The following is a 15,614-nucleotide window of genomic DNA, read 5'->3' as shown; positions in this document are numbered from 1 at the left end:
TGCAGTGCGTGGGGCAGCAGCATTTGCTGCTGCGGCTCGTAGGGAAGATAGCTTGATGTCATCGGTCAAAAATGCGTTTGCTCGGTTGACATGGATGATATCAAGTTTCTGCCGCGCAGACTCCTAGACAAAAATTGCTAATCAGAGGTCAGACCCCGGTTGTAGGGTGTTGACTCGGCAGTTTATAGGTGCTTTTACCGAATTACGGGCAAATTCCGCCGCAGTGCCATCTTGCGTTTTCTCCGATTAACGTTGACAAACGTCATCAATCGGTATTTAATTTCTGTAACGACAGAAATAAATGAAATTGGAGAAATGATGGCACTGGGACCGACCGAACAGAAATTCGTCCTGCACTGGGGCGAGATGGGCACGCGCTGGGGCGTCAACCGCACCGTCGCGCAGATTCATGCGCTGCTGTTCCTCGCCAACCGCCCGCTGGCGGCCGAGGATATCGCCGACGCGCTGTCGGTGGCGCGCTCGAACGTGAGCAACAGCCTCAAGGAGCTGCAAAGCTGGAACCTGATCCGCGTCACCCATCTGATGGGCGACCGCCGCGATCACTTCGTCGCCCTCCAGGATGTGTGGGAGATCTTCCGTGTCATCGTCGAGGAGCGCAAACGGCGCGAGATCGATCCGACCCTGACCGTGCTGCGCGAATGCGCCATCGAGGGCGATACCGACAGCGCGCTCGAACCAGCCTCGCTGGCGCGCATGAACGAGGTGCTGAGCTTCCTCGACATGCTCGGCACGACCTACGACGATTACAAGCACCTGCCGCCCGCAACCCTGCAGCGCTTCCTGAAAATGGGCGGCAAGGTGGCGCGCTTCCTCGGCCCCGACGACAAGGACGCGTCGTGAGCGGCGCCGAACTGACTCTCTACTTCGACGGCAAGTGCCCATTCTGCTGCGCCGGCATGGCCAGGCTGGCGCAATGGGACAAGGCCGGGCGCCTGGCCTTTGTCGATATCGCCGCTCCCGGTTTCGATCCGGCCCACCTGGGCGTCGACATGGCCGCCCTGAACCGCGAGCTGCACAGCCAGACGCGCGACGGCCGCGTGCTGGTGGGGATCGACAGCATGCTGCGCGCCTACCCGCTGGCCGGCCAGGCCTGGCGCGTGCTGCCGCTGCGCGTGCCCGGCTTGCGCACCTTGTGCAGCTGGTCGTACCGGCTGTTCGCGCGTCACCGCTACCTGATGTCGCGCGTGCTCGGCTACCGCGCCCCGGCCTGCGTCGAGGGTGTATGCGAGCGTCCCAATCCCTTTTTCAAACGATGAAAGCACGTATGCACTCTCCACTTCTGCGCCGCTGGGCCATCCGCTGGATGTACGCGGCCATCGCCACCCATCTGGTGGTCGGCATGCTGCTGCCATGGTTCGCCGACGCCGCGATCTTCAGCGGCTACCACCGCGGCATCGAAACGGCCTTCTGGGGCGCGAGCGTGCCGGCGCCGGCCCACGCGCAGCAAATCTGGTGGATCTCGCTGTTCGGCCCCACCGTGCAAAGCGCGGCCCTGTGGATGGGCGCCCTGGCCTGGATCGGCGACCGCCAGCGCAGCGCCTTTGCCTGGGGCGCGCTGATCGCCGGCATGCTGCTGTGGGCGCCGCAGGACATGATGGTGTCGCTGCGCGCGGGCTGCTGGGATAACATCTGGATCGATACCTTCGCGCTGGCCACGATGCTGCCGCCGCTGGTGTATCTGTACTGCGTCGACCGCACGCAAGCGGTGCGCACATGATCGCGTCCGAAGGCGAGTTATTCAAGAAGATCCTCGGTCCCGCATGGCGCGGCCTTCATCCCGACATCCAGGCGCGTTTCGACCATAACCCCATGCCCGGCAAGCCCTTGCACTACACGGGCCGGATGACGGAGCTGACCTGTTCAAGCGTCGGCCGCGTGCTGGGCTACCTGACCATGCCGCTGATCCAGGGCGCGCTGATGCCGTTTAACGATGCCGATTTCCCGGTCGATATCGAGGTGTACTCGAAACAGGGCAGCGCTGCCATTTTCAAGCAGCGCATCTATCGCCTCAACGGGCGCAAGCCGGTGCAGTTCACTTCCTACATGTTGGAGAGCGCGCGCGGCGAAGTGCTCGAATACGTCGGCATGGGCATGGGCATGAAGCTGGTGCTGGCGGTGCGTGACGGGAACCTGCACTTTGAGAGCGACGGCTACTTCTGGCAGGTGCTGGGCGTGCGCATTCCCATACCCGCCTGGTTCACTCCGGGTAAAACCTATCTTTGCCACCGCAATAACGACAGCGCGCAGTTCGATATCCGTATCGAGATCCGCCACGCGCTGTTTGGTACAACCTTCACGCAGGCGGGCGTGTTTCGCGAGGTGCGTTCATGAATACCCATTTGCTTGCGCTGCAGTTGATGGCCGTCCAGGGCTGCCTGGGCGCTTTCGACACCCTGTATCACCACGAATTGACCGAGGCCTTGCCCGGCCGCGCGAGCGCCCGTCTGGAACTGCGGATCCATGCGTTGCGCTCCGTGATTTACTGCGCCATGTATGTCGGCCTGGCGTGCTGGCGCTTCAACGGCCTGTGGGCGGTGGCGCTGCTGCTGGTGTTCGCGGTCGAGATCGGACTGACCTTGTGGGATTTCGTGGTCGAGGACCAGACCCGCCTGCTGCCGGCCACCGAACGGGTCACGCACACCGTGCTGACGCTCAATGGCGGCGCTTTCATCGCGCTGCTGGCCCTGAACGCCGGGGAAAGCATGACGCTGCCGACCGCGCTGGCGTGGGAGCCGCACGGCCTCCTGAGCGCGTTCCTGCTGCTTTGCGGCGCGGGCGTCGGTCTGTCCGGCGTGCGCGATGCTTTCGCGGCGCGCGCCCTGGCCCGCCAGGCGGCCCGGCCGCAGCCGCCGGCATTGCGCTTTGGCGCCACCGGCTGCGCAGTGCTGCTGACCGGGGCCACGGGCTTCATCGGCCAGAAGCTGGTGCGCGCGCTGCTGGCCGATGGCCACCGCGTCACGCTGCTGTCGCGCCAGCCGCGCGCGGCGGCCTGGCTGTTCGACGGTCGCGTGGAGTGCGTCAACGACCTGGCGCAGCTGCCGCCGGCGCGCCGCATCGATGTGGTCATCAACCTGGCGGGCGCGCGCATTCTCGGCTGGCGCTGGAGCGAAGCACGCCAGGCGGCCTTGCGCGTCAGCCGCATCGGCCTCACGCGCAAGGTGGTGTCCTGGATCGCCGCCGCCGATCACAAGCCGGCGCTGATGCTGTCGGCGTCCGCCATCGGTTACTACGGCATCCAGGCGCGCGGTGACGATACCGTTCTGACAGAAAGCGATGCGCCGCAGCCGATGTTCATGTCGGACCTGTGCCGCGAGTGGGAGGAAGCCGCCGGCACCGCCGCGGCGTACGGCGTGCGCGTGGCGTGCATGCGTTTTGGCCTGGTGCTCGGCACCCAGGGCGCACTGCCGATGATGCTGCTGCCGGTCAAACTGGGCATGGGCGGCCCGCTCGGCGACGGGCGCCAGTGGCTGTCGTGGATTCATGTGGACGATGTCATCGCCGGCATCGCCCATCTGTGGACCAGCGGCGAGGGCGGGGCCTACAACTTCACCGCGCCGGAGAGCCTGCCGCAGGCGGGCTTCAACCGGGTGGCGGCCAAGGTATTGAAGCGCCCTTACTGGCTGCCCACGCCCGGCTGGCCGATGCGCCTGGCCTTGGGTGAACAGGCCGACCTGCTGCTCGAAGGGCAGCGCGTGGCGCCCGCGAAGCTGCTGGCGAGCGGATTCGCCTTCCGCCATCCGACCCTGGCCGGCGCGCTGGCGAGTCTGTCGTGACGCTTAGTCGAGCAGGGCCTTGACCAGGACCTTGCCCTCGCCGGCGGGGCTGTCCTGGCGCACCATCAGCTGGCTGCCTTTGGCGAACCAGAAGGTCGATACGTAACCGGGGCGGTTGTAGTCGGTCGTGACGACCCAGCACTCGATCATGCCTCCCGGGCCAGGAATGCTGGCCGATCCGGACACCTTGAACAGGTAGCGCGCCGGCCCCTGCTGGCCGCCCGGGTGATAGAAGTTGATGCTCGCTTGGTAGCCATCGGCCAGCGGCAATGCTTGCAGCGTTTCGATATCGGTCTCGAAGTTGAAGGTCGGCTCGGGAGAGTCGACCACCAGGTCCTTGTTGACGCTGTCGGCGAGCTCCTTCATGCCGGTGATTTTATCGGGTGCGAAGATGAATCCCTCGACCACGCGCTTGCCATCCTTTTCCGCGATGCGCTCGTGGGTGCGCGGCCGCAGCGAGCCCGCATCGAACCAGGAGCTGACGGTTTTGAGCGACGCCGCCGATGCCGCCGTGTCGTAGCGCTGCCGGATCTGCATGCGCTTCTGGCCATCTTCGGTGGTAAAGCGGATCTCGCGCGTGATGATGTCGGCCGGTACCCGGCTTTCGCCGCTGCGCAGGTAGCGCAGGTAGTGGTGTACGCCTTCCTTGAGCAGGGCAGCGCGCGGCAGGGTGGGGCCTACGTCGACGCTGGTGACGGCGGCGTGGCTCGAAGGGGCAAGGGCGGCCGCCATGGTCAGGGCGAGCGATGCCAGTCGGGGCATGCGCATATCGAACATCTCCTGCAGGTTAAAAACTCAAAAGGTCCTTCAATTCCTGGGCATTGCGGCGCGAGATGTCGAGCACTTTGCCGTCGCTCATCGTTACTTCGTAGCCGAGCGAGATCGATTCTTCGATGGCGCGGATTTCCTGCAGGTTGATGATGCACTGGCGGTTGGCGCGGAAGAAGAACTTGACCGGCAGCCGTTCCTCGATGCTGTTCAGCGATTTCTTGACGTAGGCTTTTTCGGTGCCGAAGAAGATGCGCACGTAGTTCTTGCAGCTTTCGATATACCGGATCGACTCCAGGCTCACCAGGTGGCAGCGTTCGCCGTCCTTCACGAAGATTTTGCTGTTGATATCGAGTGGCGGCCGTGCCACCGCTGCCGGCGCGGCATCGGCGGCGGCCAGTTTGGCGATCGCGGTGGCCAGCCGTTCGTGGCTGACGGGCTTGAGCAGGTAGTCGACCGTGTTGTAGTCGAACGAGCGGATCGCGTATTCGGAATAGGCGGTCGTGAACACGATGTGCGGCAGGTAGTCGAGCATGTCGAGCAGGTCGAATCCGCTGGCGCCGGGCATGTGGATGTCGAGGAACAGCACGTCCGGCCGCAGCTCGGCGATCATCGGCGCGGCCGTCGCCGGATGGTCGGCCTGGCCGATCACCTCGACCCCGTCGAACTGGCCGAGCATGCGCACCAGCCCTTCGCGCGCCAGGCGCGAGTCTTCAATCACCATGACCCTCATGCCGCGCGCTCCAGCGGCAAGGTGATGCTGACCTTGAAGACGCCACCCGCGCCGGTGATGCTCAATGTGGCCAGGTCGCCGTACAGGAGACGCAGGCGCTGCCCGATATTGAGCAGGCCAATGCCGGTACCGCCGGCGGCCGGTACCGGCTTGTCCGGAGCGTCGTTGTGCACCTCCAGCAGCAGGCACTGGCCTTGCCGGGCCGCGTTCACGCTCAAGGTGCCGCCGCCCTGGAGCTGGTCGAGGCCATGCTTGACCGCGTTCTCCACCAGCATCTGCAAGACCATCGGCGGCATCAGGGCGTCGTCCAGGCCGGGCGCGATGTGAAGGGAAAAGGCGAGGCGCTCTTCCAGCTGCGTCTTGACGATGGCAAGGTACTTGGTGATGATGCCCACTTCATGGTGCAGGCTGACTTTTTCGTGTTGGCTGCTTTCGAGCGAATAGCGCAGGATGTCGGAGAACGAGGTAATCATCGCGTCGGCGCGCTGCGCGTCTTCGTGGATCATGAAGCGAATGTTATTGAGTGAGTTGAACAGGAAGTGCGGGTTGAGCTGGTTCGAGAGACTACTCAACTGCGCTTCCTTCAGGTTGTTTTGCAGGCGCAGGTTGAGCACTTCGGCCTTCTTGATGCGGCGGCTGCTGCTCACGCTGATGTAGATGAAGCCCCACACTGCCACGAACAGCTGGCTCTTGGGCGCTACGTCGATGAATTTGTTCAGTATGAGTTCGGAGGGGATGATCGGGATGTTGAGTTTTTTGTATTTGGCGCTGATGGTTTTCAAGAACATCGGTGCGACCGCGGCTGTGACGCAGGCGCCGATCACCATTCCGGCCACCGCGCTGTACAGCACCACGATGGCAATGAGCTTGGCGATCGGCACGGCTTCGCCGCCGCGTCGCTTGTACAGCCAGCGCAACACCAGTACCGCCAGCGTGTAGAACGGAATCCACGCCAGGCTGGAGTAGAACTGCATCCTGACCATGAAACCCCACGCGACGGCGATGGCGGTACTGGCCATGACACCCACCGCGACGGCGCTGCAGTGGTAAATCCAGAAGTCGCGGTCGCGCGGGAAGAAGTGCGGTTGCATGCGGTCGGGTTATCCAGTGAATGATCGGAGACCGCATTCTAGCAAGGCGGCGCGCCCGGCTTTATTTGACCATCTTGCGCCGCTCGCGTTCGGCGGCGCGGGCTGTGACCAACTCCGCTTCGAAGCGCGCCACCGCCGGCGCCTGCGGCAGCACCGGCCCGCCCAGCGCAAGGCGGAAGCCTTCGCCGATGCTGCTTGGGTTTTCATCTCCCGCGTGCCCGCGCACCACCGTGCGCGCCTCGCGCGACGAGAAGCTGCCGCCGCGGTGCATCTTCATGGGCGACCCGCGCTTGTGGCAGTTGGCGGTCCAGGCCGAGCCGTCCGCCGGCGCGCCTTCGTAGTTCAGGTGCTCGCAGTCGGCCACATACTCGCCCACATTGCCGATCATGTCGTACAGGCCGAAGGCGTTCGGCTCGTACATGCCGACCACGGTGGTGAACTCGGCGCCGTCTTCGCAGACGGCGGGTTTTTTTCCTGCGCGGCCGATGATCGCGGCAATCGCCTTGCTACCCGAAATATCGCGGATGTTCGCATGGCGGCACACCTGGCTGGCATCGTCGCCGAAGGGGTAGTCGGTCTTGCTGGCGGCGCGCGCGGCGTATTCCCATTCCGCTTCCGAGGGCAGGCGGTACGGCTTGCCGGTTTGGGCCGACAGCCATGTGGCGTAGGCGGTAGCGTCCTTCCAGGTCACGCACATGACCGGATGGTAGTCGCCCGGGGCGTAGGCCGGCGTATTCCAGGCGCCCGGACCCATGTCCATGCCCCATTCGGTGCTGGCGAACTTCCAGCAATCCTTCTGGGTCTGGTGGCCGGTCGCCTCGATGAACTGGCGGAACTCGCCGACGGTGACTTCGTACTTCGCCATCTGGAAGCTGGCCACGCGCACGTCGTGGACCGGCTGGTCGGTCGGATAGTCCTTGTCCGGACCCGGGATGGTGCCGCCCATCGCAAACGTGCCGCCCTTGATGGCGACCATCGGGGGTTCGGCCACGCTGCCGGCGGCTGCCGCGCCGGTCGATGCCATCAGGGCCAGGGAGAACAGGAGGGTGCTTTGCATGTGCTGCCTTCATCAGGTGGGGTGGTGAGAATGACCACATTCTGTGCGAGACGGCCGCGCTTGGCGGGAAAAGGTGCCGACCGGCGTTATGCGGGGATAAACGGCGATCTGTCGCGCAGACACGTCCCGTAACACTTCTTACCGGAGCATGCTGGTTGCCAGGGGCGAATCGCGGTGCAATGGATACATGGACGACACGCAGTAGTCGCCCTGGTCCCCGGAGAGGCTGCATTTCTCAGGCGGCCCATATTGCTGCGGGCAGCATCGACGACAGGAGTTCATATGCCCAAGAAAGCCCTTATCATCGCCCTCATGGCTGTTTGCATGGGCAGCGGCAGCACCGCTTTCGCTCAGTCGCGCGAGTATCGCGGCGACCATGGGCAGCGCAGCGAGCAGGATGAACGCAATGGCCGTTACGAGCGCAGCGACCGCCATGACCGCCATGACCGCGACCGTCACGACGATCGCCGTGGCGACCGTTACGACAGCCCGCGCGGCGGCTACCAGCCCCACGACCATCACCGGTCCGGGCGCCAGCACTTTCGCCGTGGCGCGTACCTGGACCATCAGTATCGCTCAAGCAGCTACGTGGTCAGCGACTGGCGCAGCCGTCGCCTGAGCGCTCCGCCGCGCGGCTCGCACTGGGTGCAGGCCAATGGCAATTACCTGCTGGTGGCGGTGGCCACGGGCCTGATCGCGCAGGTGCTGCTGAACCAGTGATCCTGGCGCCAGGCGCGCAGTGCTTGCGGGCGGCTACAATGCCGCTTTCGCCACGACTGCGCTGCCTGAACTCCATGACACTGAAAGAAACCCCGTTCCATCCCGACCTGCGCGTGCTCCAGCGCGCGTACGACACGCATGGCATGGCGTGGAGCGCGCCGCAGCACGAGGCGGAAAGCGCCGAGTATGCGGCCAGCAGTTTCGCGGTCGAGGGCATGCAGGTGCGCTTTCGCGTCGCCAAGATCACGCCCACCAAGGTCGGCCAGTTCGTCACGCTGTGGAAGCGTCTCGGCAGCGGGCCGATCCAGCCGTTCGACGAGACCGACCCGGTCGACCTGTTCGTGGTCAGTACCCGCGACGGGGAGCGGATCGGGCAGTTCGTTTTTCCCCGGGCGGTGCTGGCCGCGCGCGATATCTTGGCGCGCGCGGGGCAGGGCGGCAAGCGCGCCATGCGCGTGTATCCGCCATGGGTGCTCACGGCCAGCAAGCAGGCGCACGCCACGCAGCGCTGGCAGTTGCAGTATTTTCTTCCCGACGGCGCCGACGCCGAAGCCGTGCGCAGGCTCTATGGACCGCTCTGACGCGGCTCCTGTTGCGACTTCCAGTATTCCAGCGGCGATGTGCCCACCAGTTTCGTGAAGTCGCGCGTGAAATGGGCCTGGTCGAAAAAGCCGAGCTGACTTGCTAGGGCCGCCAGGTCGACCGGCGCCGGCCTGGCCAGGCGCCAGCTCGCTTCCTGTAGGCGGTAGCGCTGGATCACCCATTTGGGCGACACGCCCACATAATTGCTGAACAGCCTTTGCAGCGCGCGTTCTTCGATCCCCACTTGCGCGCACAGGGCGGCCACGCTGGCCGGCCCATCGATGGCTGCGGCGGCGTTGACGGCTTGTTCGGCGAGCAGCGCGCGTGCGTCCGGCGCCGGCAGCACGGCGAGCAGCATCGCTTCGGCGGCAGCGACCATATCGGCGTCGCTATCGCCGTCCAGCACGCGCTGTTCGGCGGCGGCGGTGGGCATGCGCAGGACCTCATCGAACGGCATGGTGCGCTCGGCCAGGCGCGAAACGGGATGCGCGATGAAGGGACGCAGACCGCCCGGCTTGAAGCGCACGCCGAGCACCCGGCCCGCCCCCGCCACGCTGCGCTCGAACGCGCCGCGCACCACGCCGTGGATGGCGCTCTGGCCACGGTCGAACACCAGGTGCGCATTTGGATAGGGCAGCACGCGCTGGATCTCGGGGGCGCGCTCGCCCATGTTCCATTCGACGATCCAGAAGTAGTCGACGAAGCGCGCCAGCGGGGCCGATGGCCGGTAGGTGGCCAGGCGGATGCGGCGCGCCATGCCGAGCGGATCGACGATCCCTTTCGGCGTTGCGGGTGCGGTGTCGGGTTTATCCAAGATGTTTTTCGTCCTTGCGCTTAGTGTGGAGGTTCCCGCGAGCGGCCGTGCAAATGTGCCGGCGCCGCCCATCCTCAAATCGAAAGCCTGCCATGTCATTGTTCCGCTTCAGCGCCATTGCGCTCTCCCTGTTCGCCTTTCTGCAACCCGCTTCCGCACAAACATCGCCCGCGATGCAGCGCGCCAGCGGGCCGTTCGAGATAGCGATCATACCCGCCGGCGCTCCCGAGAAGGAAGGCCGAATTGCCATCGCCCGCATGGCGCTCGACAAGCAGTATGCCGGTGCGCTGGCCGCTACCGGCAAGGGCACCATGCTCACGGCGGTGAGCGACACCAAGGGCTCTGCCGCCTATGTCGCCATTGAACGGGTCAGCGGTACCCTGGCCGGCCGCAAGGGCAGCTTCGTGCTCCAGCATGCGGGCACGATGCATGGCGGGACCAGCCAGGCCGCCATCACCATCGTTCCCGATTCGGGTACGGAGGAGTTAAGCGGCATCACCGGCAGCCTTGCGCTCACGGTCGTCGACGGCAAGCACTTCTACGCGCTCGATTACGCGCTGGGGCGCTAAGGCCGCTAATGAATTGATGAATTTTGCTCAGTGGTGCATGCACGGTAAGGCCTCTTATCCAATCAATCAAGACCACCCATACTGGCCGCTCGATTGATTACACGAGGAGTTTGCTGTGATGAAAATGCGCACATTGGGATCGACCGGCTTGTCGGTGTCCGCCATCGGGCTCGGTTGCATGGGGATGAGCTTCGCCTACGGCGGGGCCGACGAGGCGGCGTCGATCCGCACGCTGCACCGCGCCGTCGAACTGGGCGTGACCATGTTCGATACGGCGCAGGTCTACGGCCCCTACGCCAACGAGGAGCTGCTGGCGCGGGCCTTGCGCGGGCTGCGCGGCAAGGTGAGCATCGCCACCAAGTTCGGCTTTCGCATCGGCGCGCAGGGGCAGGGCATGCAGCGGGTGACGGGAGTGGACAGCCGCCCGGTGCAGCTGCGCGCGGCGGTCGAGGGTTCGCTGGCCCGCCTGGGCGTGGAGGCCATCGATCTGCTGTACCAGCACCGGGTCGATCCGGCGGTGCCGGTCGAAGAGGTGGTGGGCGCCATGGCCGATCTGGTCCGCGAGGGCAAGGTGCTGCATCTGGGCTTGTCGGAGGCGTCGGCCGGCACGCTGCGGCGCGCCTGCGCGGTGCATCCGATCGCCGCGCTGCAGTCGGAGTATTCGCTGTGGAGCCGCGAGGTGGAGGATGAGGTGCTGCCGGCCTGCCGCGAGTTGGGGGTGGGCTTCGTGCCATACAGCCCGCTGGGGCGGGGCTTCCTCACCGGGCAGCTGGCTTCGGCCGATGTTCTGGCGGCGGACGACTATCGGCGCGGCCTGCCGCGCTTCCAGGACGAGGCGTTGCGCGCCAACGCGCCGCTGGTGGCGCGGCTGGAGCAGCTGGCCACCGCACGCGGGGTCAGCGCGGCCCAGCTGGCGCTGGCCTGGCTGCTGGCGCAGGGCGAGCAGATCGTGCCGATTCCAGGCGTGCGCCGCCTGGCCAACCTGGAGCAGAACGTGGCCGCTGCGCAGCTGGTGCTGAGCGCGGCGGAACTGGCGGAGATCGCCGCCGCCGTGCCCCCCGGCGCGGTGCGCGGCGCGCGCTACAGCGAGCAGGAGATGGCCATGGTCGGACTGTGAGGCGTTGCACCAGGTGCAGGTGGTGGCGAAGCGCGGCTTCAGGCCGGTGTCAGGTCGAGCAGGTAGCGGGCGCCGTCGACCCAGGCGTTGTCGATCATGGCCAGGCGCGGCAATTCATCTGCGTGGACGAAGCCGCATTTATGCAGCACCGCCGCCGAACCCTGGTTGGCGAGGGTGATCTCGGCGCGCAGCTCGTTCAGTTGCCAGGTCGAGCGGGCCAGCCCGATCAGGTGGTGCAGGGCGAACGTTGCCAGGCCCTTGCCTGTCTGGTCTTGCGCGATGCGGTAGCCCACTTCGGCCGAACCGGCGCTGCGGTCGATGTCCTTCAGGTTGGCGCGTCCGACGATGCGGCCTTCCTCATCGAGAAGTACGCACGGATGCCAGGTACCGGCCGCATGTCCCTCCAGATAGTGTGCGATATGCCGCGCCACGCCTTGCGGCGTATAGAACGCCGGGTCGCGCGCTTCGACGTGGCGCTCGAACCAGGCGCGGTTGGCCAGTTCGAACGCCAGCAGGGCGCCGGTGTCGGCATGCGCCAGCGTGCGCATGCTGTGGGTGGATGCGGCCGGCATGCGCGCTTATGCCGGCGCCGCGCTGGCGATGGTGGCCAGCACGGCGCGCACGGCGTCGGGCACGGGCACCGAACGATTGCTCGCGCGCTCGACGTACACATGAACAAAATGCCCGGCCGCCGCCGGCAGCGCTTCGTCGTTGCGGTACAGCGCCAGCTCGTAGCGCACGCTGGAGTTGCCCAGCTTGGCCACGCGCACGCCCACGTGCACCGTGTCGGGAAAGGCGATCGGGCGAAAGTACGAGCAGCCCGTGTCGACCACCAGAGCGACCACGGTGTCGGCGTGGATGTCGAGCACGCCGCGCGCGATCAGGAACTGGTTCACGGCGGTGTCGAAAAAGCTGTAGTAGACGACGTTGTTGACGTGCTGGTAGGCGTCGTTATCCATCCAGCGCGTCGGTATCGCCAGAAAATGCGGGAACGCGGAGCGGGGCGACTCGCGCATGTCAGTGCTTCACGTCGCTGGCGGGAAGCAGCACTTCGACCGGGGTGTCGCCCACGAACAGCTGCGCGCAGTCGACCTTGTCGAACGAGTAGTGCTTGCCGCAGAAGTCGCAGTCGATCGCCAGCTGGCCCAGTTCATCGAGGGCGCCGTCGACTTCGTCGCGGCCCAGCATCTTGAGCATGTTGCCGACTTTTTCGCGCGTGCAGCTGCAGTGGAACTGGGGATGGGCCGGCTCGAACACGCGGATCGTCTCTTCCCAGAACAGGCGGTTCATCAGGGTCTGGATGTCGGTCGAGAGCAGCTCTTCCTGCTTGAGGGTCGAGGCCAGCATGACGGCGCGGTTCCAGGTTTCCAGTTCGTCGGCTTCGCTGCTTTGCTTGATCTGGTCATCCTTGCCGCTGTGGCGCGGCAGCTTTTGCAGCAGCAGGCCGCGCGCGACGCTGTCGTCGGCCGCCAGCCACAGGCGCGTGTCGAGCTGCTCGGAACGCAGCATGTAGTTTTCGATGACGGTCGCCATGTCGTCGCCGTCGAGCGGTACGATGCCCTGGTAAGGCTGCTGGCCGGGCATCTTGTCGACCGGGTCGAGCGTGATGACGAAGCGCGCCTTGCCGCCGGCGTTGAGCAGCTCGGTCAGGCTGGCGTCGTCGGCCACGCTGACGCCCTCGGCCAGCTTGGCGGTGGCGCGCATGCGCAGGTCGGAATCGCATTCGACCACCAGCAGGCGCAGCGGGCCGTCGCCATGGATCTGCATGACGATGGCGCCGTTGAACTTGAGGTTGGCCGACAGCAGGGCCGCCGCCGCCACCATTTCGCCGAGCACCTTCTTGACGGCCGGCGGATAGCTGTGGCGTTGCTGGATCTCGCCCCAGGTGCTGGAGATTTCAACGAACTCGCCGCGCACGGCGGCATTGTCGAAGATGAATTTTTGCAGGGTATCGTTGTTATTTTCTGTAGTCATTGTTTATCCAATCTTTTTCAGTTGCGTCTTGAATAGCTGGCCGCGTGCAACATAGCTGGCGGCGCTGCCTTCGAGACGCGCGATGTCTTCCGCGCCCAGGGTGCGCACGGCTTTGGCCGGGGCGCCGATGATGAGCGAGTGGTCAGGGAATTCTTTTCCTTCGGTTACCAGGGCACCGGCGCCGACCAGGCAACCCTTGCCGATCTTGGCGCCATTCAGGATCACGGCCTGGATGCCGATCAGCGAGCCATCGCCGACCGTGCAGCCGTGCAGCATGGCCTGGTGGCCGATCGTCACATTGCTGCCGATGGTGAGCGGAAAGCCCATGTCGGTGTGCATGACCGTGCCTTCCTGCACGTTACTGTTGGCGCCGATCGTGATGCGCTCGTTGTCGCCGCGAATGGTCACGCCGGACCAGACCGAGGTATTGGCCTCCAGCGTCACTTTGCCGATCAGGCTGGCGGAATCGGCGACGTAGGCGGACGCGTGAATCTCGGGCGCATGCTCGCCCAGTTGGTAGATAGCCATATTTGGTGTCGGGAAGCGTTGGAATGGCGCTATTTTACGCCGCCCCGGCGCTTTCGATGCGGCATGGCCGTTTACTGCTGCGTCCCGGCAAGGTTGGGGGCTTTCTTCTAATCACAAGGCGGGGCGGCGCAAGACGACTTGTTTCGCGTAGGATAGCTTTCTTTTATGACACATTTATAGCGGAGGTATCATGCGACTTCCCCCTGTTGCGCGCCTGGCCGCTGTGCTGGCGCTGGCCGGCGCCCTGACGGTCCCGGCGGCACGCGCTGCCGATTTCACCACCGCCGACGGCTACCACGCCGCCTGCCGCGAGGTGGCCAAGGGCGCCGTGCCCAAGGATGACGATGCGCGCATTGCCGCCGTCATCTGCCGCGATACGGCGCTGGTGCGCCAGATCGTCACCTGGGGCACGCGTGGCTTCGAGCGGATGCATAAAGACCGTACCTCGAACGACGCCATCCTGGTCGAGGTGACCAAGGAAATCGACTACGTGATCGCCGAACTGGGCGCCACGCGCAAGCTGCTGGCCCAGGTCAAGCTTGGCCAGCGCAAGTCGCTGCGCCTGGCGCCGGCGCAGTGGGAGCTCGACCTCGACAGCGACGGCCAGGTCAAGCTGTGGGAAAAATACCTGTTCGCGCTGCCCAAGCGCGGGCATCAGGCGTTCCGTGTGAGCGGCCCGAGTAACGATCAGGAATATTACGACCGCGAATACAATCTCGGCGCCGTGATCCGGGTCGACCAGAGCGATATTTTATGGTCGCTGTCGTATCATCATTTCATCGAGGGCTTGCTGACCAATGTGCGCGCGTTCGACCTGGCCAAGGACTATAATGGCGTGATCCTGGCGCGGCCGGCCTTGCTCAAGGCGGCGCACCAGCTGATCGGCAACGGCTTCCTGGTCTCGGGCAAGATGCGCCAGGAAGTGCTGGCCGAGACCGATGACGACGAAGAGTGGATCGGCAACCCCAAGCAGGCCAACACCGTCTTCCCGGTGCCGCTCGACGCGGTCGATTTCGCCAGTTGGGACATGATGATCAAGGAAATGTCGGCGCTGTGGCAAGGCCGCACTCTGTTGCCGGCCACCCAGGGTGGAAACGGGATGCTGGCGGCGATGGCGCCCTTGTGTCCGGAGGGGACTGGCTTGAATGTGGCCAAGGTGTATCTGCAGCCGCCGGCGGCCGGCACCTTGTACGCGTTTCGCCGCACCAAGCTGCCGGCCAGCCATTGCCAGCGCATCGACAAGACCCATCCCGTCTCGCCGCTGCCGCAAATGGCGGAACAGGCCAGTAAATCGAATACCGGGATGGGTTTCCTGCGCTATTTGTATTGGACTAATTGAACCGGTCACCCATGAGGATAGTCCAGATGCATGCGTCATACAGGGCGCAGTGTTTGCTTTTCAATGCGTTGAGGCATGCTTGACTATTCAAACCAAGTATCTACAATGTAGATACATAGTGAGGTGAAAAATGGAATTGTCCGTTCAAAAATGGGGTAACAGCGCGGCGGTGCGTCTGCCTACCGAGTTGCTCGGCATTCTTAAGGCAACGTTGGGTGACAAGTTGACCGTCGACGTGCAAAACGATGGTGTACTGCTGAAAGTAAAGCGTCCTGCATACGCGCTGGCTGACTTGGTGGCCCAGTGCGATCCCTCGGCAGCGGAGCCCGCTGATCTGGCTGCGTGGAGCAATCTCAGGCCTGTAGGGCGTGAAGCGTGGTAAAGCGTCCCAAGTTTGGACGTGGCGACATCATCCTCGTCAATCTTGACCCGACCGCAGGGCATGAGCAAAAAGGCATGCGGCCTGCGCTTGTGTTGTCGACCAGCGTATTTAACGCGCTGGGCCTGGCGCTGGTGGCGCCCATTACA

At 64.8% G+C, this 15,614-nt stretch carries 20 protein-coding genes and 1 pseudogene; 12 read left to right on the top strand and 9 right to left on the bottom strand.

What is annotated here, in order from left to right:
- Window positions 1-318: 318 nt before the first annotated feature.
- The 5 genes from F2P44_RS31240 to F2P44_RS31225 are packed head-to-tail and all read left to right on the top strand — an operon-like array spanning window position 319 to window position 3,794.
- Window positions 319-861, top strand: a complete 543-nt coding sequence (locus tag F2P44_RS31240) for a GbsR/MarR family transcriptional regulator (protein WP_167093462.1) — start codon at window positions 319-321, stop codon at window positions 859-861.
- The gene (locus F2P44_RS35935) at window positions 858-1,277 is read left to right on the top strand and encodes a thiol-disulfide oxidoreductase DCC family protein (RefSeq protein WP_370662771.1); all 420 of its coding nucleotides are present in this window, start codon (window positions 858-860) and stop codon (window positions 1,275-1,277) included. The genes F2P44_RS31240 and F2P44_RS35935 overlap by 4 nt, the downstream gene beginning before the upstream one ends.
- Before the next feature lie 8 nt (window positions 1,278-1,285).
- Window positions 1,286-1,738: a cell division protein gene (locus tag F2P44_RS35930; RefSeq protein ID WP_229423860.1), complete on the top strand. Its 453-nt coding sequence runs from the start codon at window positions 1,286-1,288 to the stop codon at window positions 1,736-1,738.
- Complete coding sequence (locus F2P44_RS31230) at window positions 1,735-2,352, top strand: DUF4166 domain-containing protein (protein WP_167093450.1); 618 nt, start codon at window positions 1,735-1,737, stop codon at window positions 2,350-2,352. The genes F2P44_RS35930 and F2P44_RS31230 overlap by 4 nt, the downstream gene beginning before the upstream one ends.
- Window positions 2,349-3,794 carry a TIGR01777 family oxidoreductase gene (locus F2P44_RS31225; RefSeq protein ID WP_167093448.1) on the top strand — a complete coding sequence of 482 codons (1,446 nt, stop codon included), beginning with the start codon at window positions 2,349-2,351 and terminating at the stop codon, window positions 3,792-3,794. The genes F2P44_RS31230 and F2P44_RS31225 overlap by 4 nt, the downstream gene beginning before the upstream one ends.
- Window positions 3,795-3,797: 3 nt before the next feature.
- On the opposite strand, the gene F2P44_RS31220 is transcribed toward F2P44_RS31225, so the two are convergent.
- The 4 genes from F2P44_RS31220 to F2P44_RS31205 all read right to left on the bottom strand — a co-directional run bounded on the left by F2P44_RS31220 (window position 3,798) and on the right by F2P44_RS31205 (window position 7,443).
- A complete protein-coding gene (locus F2P44_RS31220; protein WP_167093446.1) occupies window positions 3,798-4,562 on the bottom strand; it encodes a DUF3108 domain-containing protein in 765 nt (254 codons plus the stop codon).
- Between the two features lie 19 nt (window positions 4,563-4,581).
- Window positions 4,582-5,286, bottom strand: coding sequence for a LytR/AlgR family response regulator transcription factor (locus F2P44_RS31215; protein WP_229423859.1), 705 nt, complete (start codon window positions 5,284-5,286; stop codon window positions 4,582-4,584).
- A gap of 5 nt (window positions 5,287-5,291) precedes the next feature.
- Window positions 5,292-6,386: a sensor histidine kinase gene (locus F2P44_RS31210; RefSeq protein ID WP_167093441.1), complete on the bottom strand. Its 1,095-nt coding sequence runs from the start codon at window positions 6,384-6,386 to the stop codon at window positions 5,292-5,294.
- 61 nt (window positions 6,387-6,447) lie between these two features.
- Complete coding sequence (locus F2P44_RS31205) at window positions 6,448-7,443, bottom strand: formylglycine-generating enzyme family protein (protein WP_167093439.1); 996 nt, start codon at window positions 7,441-7,443, stop codon at window positions 6,448-6,450.
- A gap of 282 nt (window positions 7,444-7,725) precedes the next feature.
- On the opposite strand from F2P44_RS31205, the gene F2P44_RS31200 reads away from it, so the two are divergent.
- Complete coding sequence (locus F2P44_RS31200; protein ID WP_167093437.1) at window positions 7,726-8,163, top strand: RcnB family protein; 438 nt, start codon at window positions 7,726-7,728, stop codon at window positions 8,161-8,163.
- A gap of 74 nt (window positions 8,164-8,237) precedes the next feature.
- A complete protein-coding gene (locus tag F2P44_RS31195; RefSeq protein ID WP_167093435.1) occupies window positions 8,238-8,744 on the top strand; it encodes a MepB family protein in 507 nt (168 codons plus the stop codon).
- On the opposite strand, the gene F2P44_RS31190 is transcribed toward F2P44_RS31195, so the two are convergent.
- A complete protein-coding gene (locus F2P44_RS31190) occupies window positions 8,729-9,559 on the bottom strand; it encodes a helix-turn-helix domain-containing protein (RefSeq protein ID WP_229423858.1) in 831 nt (276 codons plus the stop codon). The genes F2P44_RS31195 and F2P44_RS31190 overlap by 16 nt on opposite strands.
- Window positions 9,560-9,651: 92 nt before the next feature.
- On the opposite strand from F2P44_RS31190, the gene F2P44_RS31185 reads away from it, so the two are divergent.
- The gene (locus F2P44_RS31185; RefSeq protein ID WP_167093434.1) at window positions 9,652-10,128 is read left to right on the top strand and encodes a DUF3224 domain-containing protein; all 477 of its coding nucleotides are present in this window, start codon (window positions 9,652-9,654) and stop codon (window positions 10,126-10,128) included.
- Window positions 10,129-10,246: 118 nt separating this feature from the next.
- Window positions 10,247-11,245, top strand: coding sequence for an aldo/keto reductase (locus tag F2P44_RS31180; protein ID WP_167093432.1), 999 nt, complete (start codon window positions 10,247-10,249; stop codon window positions 11,243-11,245).
- A gap of 38 nt (window positions 11,246-11,283) precedes the next feature.
- On the opposite strand, the gene F2P44_RS31175 is transcribed toward F2P44_RS31180, so the two are convergent.
- Genes F2P44_RS31175 through F2P44_RS31160 form a run of 4 tightly spaced genes read right to left on the bottom strand, consistent with a single transcriptional unit; the run spans window position 11,284 to window position 13,747 of the window.
- Window positions 11,284-11,817: a GNAT family N-acetyltransferase gene (locus F2P44_RS31175; protein ID WP_229423857.1), complete on the bottom strand. Its 534-nt coding sequence runs from the start codon at window positions 11,815-11,817 to the stop codon at window positions 11,284-11,286.
- Window positions 11,818-11,823: 6 nt separating this feature from the next.
- The gene (locus F2P44_RS31170; protein WP_229423856.1) at window positions 11,824-12,261 is read right to left on the bottom strand and encodes an acyl-CoA thioesterase; all 438 of its coding nucleotides are present in this window, start codon (window positions 12,259-12,261) and stop codon (window positions 11,824-11,826) included.
- A gap of 1 nt (window position 12,262) precedes the next feature.
- Window positions 12,263-13,219 carry an Hsp33 family molecular chaperone HslO gene (hslO, locus tag F2P44_RS31165; RefSeq protein ID WP_167093430.1) on the bottom strand — a complete coding sequence of 319 codons (957 nt, stop codon included), beginning with the start codon at window positions 13,217-13,219 and terminating at the stop codon, window positions 12,263-12,265.
- Window positions 13,220-13,222: 3 nt separating this feature from the next.
- A complete protein-coding gene (locus F2P44_RS31160) occupies window positions 13,223-13,747 on the bottom strand; it encodes a gamma carbonic anhydrase family protein (protein WP_167093428.1) in 525 nt (174 codons plus the stop codon).
- Between the two features lie 190 nt (window positions 13,748-13,937).
- Between F2P44_RS31160 and F2P44_RS31155 the strand changes: the two genes are divergently transcribed.
- The 3 genes and pseudogenes from F2P44_RS31155 to F2P44_RS35925 form a co-directional block, all read left to right on the top strand.
- On the top strand, window positions 13,938-15,086 hold the full coding sequence (locus F2P44_RS31155; protein WP_167093426.1) for a hypothetical protein: 1,149 nt from the start codon (window positions 13,938-13,940) through the stop codon (window positions 15,084-15,086).
- A 130-nt stretch (window positions 15,087-15,216) separates the two neighbouring features.
- The gene (locus F2P44_RS31150) at window positions 15,217-15,468 is read left to right on the top strand and encodes an AbrB/MazE/SpoVT family DNA-binding domain-containing protein (RefSeq protein WP_167093424.1); all 252 of its coding nucleotides are present in this window, start codon (window positions 15,217-15,219) and stop codon (window positions 15,466-15,468) included.
- Window positions 15,462-15,614: pseudogene (locus F2P44_RS35925) on the top strand (type II toxin-antitoxin system PemK/MazF family toxin); the annotation flags it as partial. The gene F2P44_RS31150 and the pseudogene F2P44_RS35925, both read left to right, overlap by 7 nt.

The sequence above is a fragment of the Massilia frigida genome (assembly GCF_011682175.1).
Lineage (GTDB): Bacteria > Pseudomonadota > Gammaproteobacteria > Burkholderiales > Burkholderiaceae_D > Telluria_A > Telluria_A frigida.
This window is presented reverse-complemented; position numbering and strand designations above follow the sequence as displayed.